The following is a 3138-nucleotide window of genomic DNA, read 5'->3' on the forward strand; positions in this document are numbered from 1 at the left end:
CTATAGAAGTTTTCTAGAAGCGAACCAAGCAGTAACGGATTATCTGGTTGGGTATTACAACCAGCATCGTCCCCATCAATATAATGGTGGATTAACACCAAATGAATCAGAACGACAGTTCTGGTTTCCTCATAAAACCGTGGCCAGTTTTACTTGACCACTACAAACTGAACGACGGTATGGAATCAATGTTCATCATGGTTGCTTCTTGGAATATAGCAGTAATTGTCACCAGCGTTTCGACGGTATTATTGCTAATCCACCTTTTAAACATGTACGTAAGCACATGGCTGCTAAAGAGAAATTGCTAAAACCAGATGGTGTTATCATTGCTCTTGTTCCGAGTACATTTCATGGTGAAGGGTATGAGGACTTAGAAGATTTGCCAATGAATCTTTTTCCAACAGCGAAGGTGAATACCAAACTGGTAGCCTTTCAATCCTAAAAAAACTGCCTTCGGGCAGTTTTTTTTTATCTCGATATTTTTATGAACAATGGTTGTTAAGTATGAACGGTTAGCGCACACTTTATCTTTGATAAAGATAATTGAGAATTTCAATGTGTAAAGAGAAAGAACCCCTCGACTTTTCTGAATATTGTCGTGCGCAAAGAGGGATGGATGCACAAGATATTTCCTTACTATCAGGAGTTCCAAGGAGAACTTTATATGATTGGTGGAAATCAAAAAACAAAGTAGTTAGATACATCGTAACAGGAATAGTTGTTAGTGAGGTGGGCAGTGTTGCTATTGCTCAAAGCCCCTCAACATATTGCCGTGAGCAATTAGATATGGACGCAGATGAGGTTGCGGCCTTAGTGGGAGTTCCTAGACGGACTTTCTATGATTGGTGGGGTAAGAGGAATATCGCGGTAATGTGCCTGATTAACGGTATCAAGATTGAACGTTCGAAGATCGAATAAAAGTAACGAGAAAGCTTATACAATATTGCATTGTGTGCGATATTCGCTCATAATGGGTTTGTTGAACGGAGCTAAGCTAATGACGTTGACGTTATATCCAAATAAGAAAGAACCCAAGGGATGGCGGTTACAGGATAAGGCCCTTAATGTGAATTTGTATTTTCCTGTTTCTAAATACAAAACAATGTCATTGGCAAAAGAAGCTGGAAGAATAGAAGAACTTAAACTTCTTCGTAGGCGCAAACTATTGGCGTTAAAAAGTGAGTTACCTATCAATCAGTTATTTCATGACGATGGACGAGTAAAAGGGGTGAGGGTTGCTTCCAGAACGATAAACGGAGTAACTGTACCAATCTTGATTGCACAGCTAACCTGTAATGGTAGTTTGTACAGGCAATTGGTAAAGGAATAGTGAGTTTCAGTATGAGCAATGAAAAAGGGTTTAACGGCCTATCGTTATTGTGGCAATTGGTTTGCTCTATATTGAGCATATTTGTTGTAGTCTCAGAAGCCTCTGAAAAAGCGAATGGCTCACAAAAGAGTAGCCATCTACGTTTTGATGATAACCAATCTGATGACCAATACTTTGATGATGCAGGAATGGAGTATCATCGAGGACTTGATGGAAAGCTTCGTAATAACGCAGAACAAAAAGCATACGAAAGGAATGACTCGCATCTCTGGTGATTAAGCGGGATTGGTGATTGCTGAACATATAGGTATTTGTAACTCTCTGATCTGATTTAAACATCCCCGTTGGGATACAGATTAGAGAAAAGTTATGAATACAATTACGATAAATGTTTCATGTGAAAGAGTTAACTCTGTTCAGAAAATTGGTGAACGACAAATACCATCAGGTAATGGTACGGCTGTCCAGCCTTCAGTTAAGCTGCTACTTTTGCTCAACGTAGATAGTAATGAAGCTAAATTTTTGTTTGGTTCAGGTTTGGAAAATATGATTTTCAAATACCCATCGGGTGCAAACTTGAGTGAATGGGTTGAAAAGGTTCTATCTGCACACTTCCAAGGTTTTGGTGGACTTATTAGGATTGACTCTTTGAACGAAAAAGATCGACAACAAGGTTACAGAATCGTTGTTTCGAAAAGATAAAAGGCCATGGGCCTTTTTTTTTGGTTTTTTTAAGTAAGCGGGTAGATTGGTTGTGCCTCTTTTGCCTATCTGCGAACCTTGCAATGACTTTGAACATCCCCGTTGGGATAGAGATATTAAGGACCATACAATGCATAGTTTAATGGTGCGAGTTACCGCAAAAACTCCTGAACTTGTTATTCAACACGCAAAAGCGTTATTGGACAGTTCAATTTCTGCAATTCCTGAGATTGATGGACGTAGGTTTCAATATAACTCAGAGCTAAAAGAAGCAAAATTGCTACTTTTTCTCAATAGAGATAATAATGAAGCTGAGTTTGCGTTTGCACAAGGAATGGAGGGCGTAAAGTTAGTTTATGATGCACAAACGGAAACGGAATTGTTTGTATGGATTGAACGACTATTGAAACTAAATGTGAATTCGTTCAGTCATGTCGTTGATTTTACGAAAGTCACGAAACAAGGTGCGATTGAAACTTACCACATAAAAGCGCGTTTTCTTTAACTTAAACTACATCGCTAATTTAATAAAAGCTCCTTCATGAAGGAGCTTTTTTATTGCTGCGGGATTTGGTGTGTTCGCACTGCGAACGGGGTGTTAAGGTTTCGAAGTCATTAAGTAGGCGTACCTACAAGGAGTTATTATGAATTGGAATGAAACTGAAGATGATGCTGTAATCAATCTAACGAATAAGTTAGCAAGTGAAAGGAAAGGGCCGCAACTACTGCGGAATGGACAAACTGGGGCGTTTTTTGAGCTGCTAGGTTATCCAATCAAAAGTGTTGTTCAAGCTCTAGAGATAGATGCCAAGCTAGAAAAGTTTAGACAAGGAAGAGGTTGGAAAACGGGGTGGCGCACAATAATGAGTCTGCCCATGCTGAATCACCGTATTCCAAAGTTTGAGAGTAACACTGGACGAATTAACTGTCCTATTTCTGGGAAAGAGTTAAGAAACTTCAGTGGAGTATGTTGCTTAGATAAGGCGGAAAACTACTATTACACGTGGTTAGACGGAGGTGTTCGCTTTTGGAGAGTTGCATCAGTTCAGGAGCTTTCTATTGAATACAGACGAAGCTAAATGCTATTGAGCGACAATTAGCCT

Annotated in this window: 8 protein-coding genes; all 8 read left to right on the plus strand. The window is 39.4% G+C overall.

All coding sequences use genetic code 11. From position 1 onward, the window contains the following. On the plus strand, positions 1-157 hold a 157-nt coding region (locus KIO97_RS26140; protein ID WP_373417335.1), incomplete at its 5' end, for an IS3 family transposase. Between the two features lie 51 nt (positions 158-208). Then, positions 209-445, plus strand: a complete 237-nt coding sequence (locus KIO97_RS26145) for a hypothetical protein (protein ID WP_285384372.1) — start codon at positions 209-211, stop codon at positions 443-445. 113 nt (positions 446-558) lie between these two features. Then, on the plus strand, positions 559-921 hold the full coding sequence (locus KIO97_RS26150) for a hypothetical protein (protein WP_285384373.1): 363 nt from the start codon (positions 559-561) through the stop codon (positions 919-921). 79 nt (positions 922-1000) lie between these two features. Further along, positions 1001-1333, plus strand: coding sequence for a hypothetical protein (locus tag KIO97_RS26155; protein WP_285384374.1), 333 nt, complete (start codon positions 1001-1003; stop codon positions 1331-1333). Between the two features lie 11 nt (positions 1334-1344). After that, positions 1345-1608, plus strand: coding sequence for a hypothetical protein (locus tag KIO97_RS26160; RefSeq protein WP_199481149.1), 264 nt, complete (start codon positions 1345-1347; stop codon positions 1606-1608). A gap of 94 nt (positions 1609-1702) precedes the next feature. After that, the gene (locus KIO97_RS26165) at positions 1703-2035 is read left to right on the plus strand and encodes a hypothetical protein (RefSeq protein WP_285384375.1); all 333 of its coding nucleotides are present in this window, start codon (positions 1703-1705) and stop codon (positions 2033-2035) included. 130 nt (positions 2036-2165) lie between these two features. Beyond that, entirely contained in the window at positions 2166-2540 is a 375-nt protein-coding gene (locus tag KIO97_RS26170; protein ID WP_285384376.1) for a hypothetical protein, read from the plus strand. A 139-nt stretch (positions 2541-2679) separates the two neighbouring features. Then, positions 2680-3114 carry a hypothetical protein gene (locus KIO97_RS26175; RefSeq protein ID WP_285384377.1) on the plus strand — a complete coding sequence of 145 codons (435 nt, stop codon included), beginning with the start codon at positions 2680-2682 and terminating at the stop codon, positions 3112-3114. Positions 3115-3138: the final 24 nt, after the last annotated feature.

The organism is Vibrio sp. B181a (assembly GCF_030248375.1).
GTDB lineage: Bacteria > Pseudomonadota > Gammaproteobacteria > Enterobacterales > Vibrionaceae > Vibrio > Vibrio campbellii.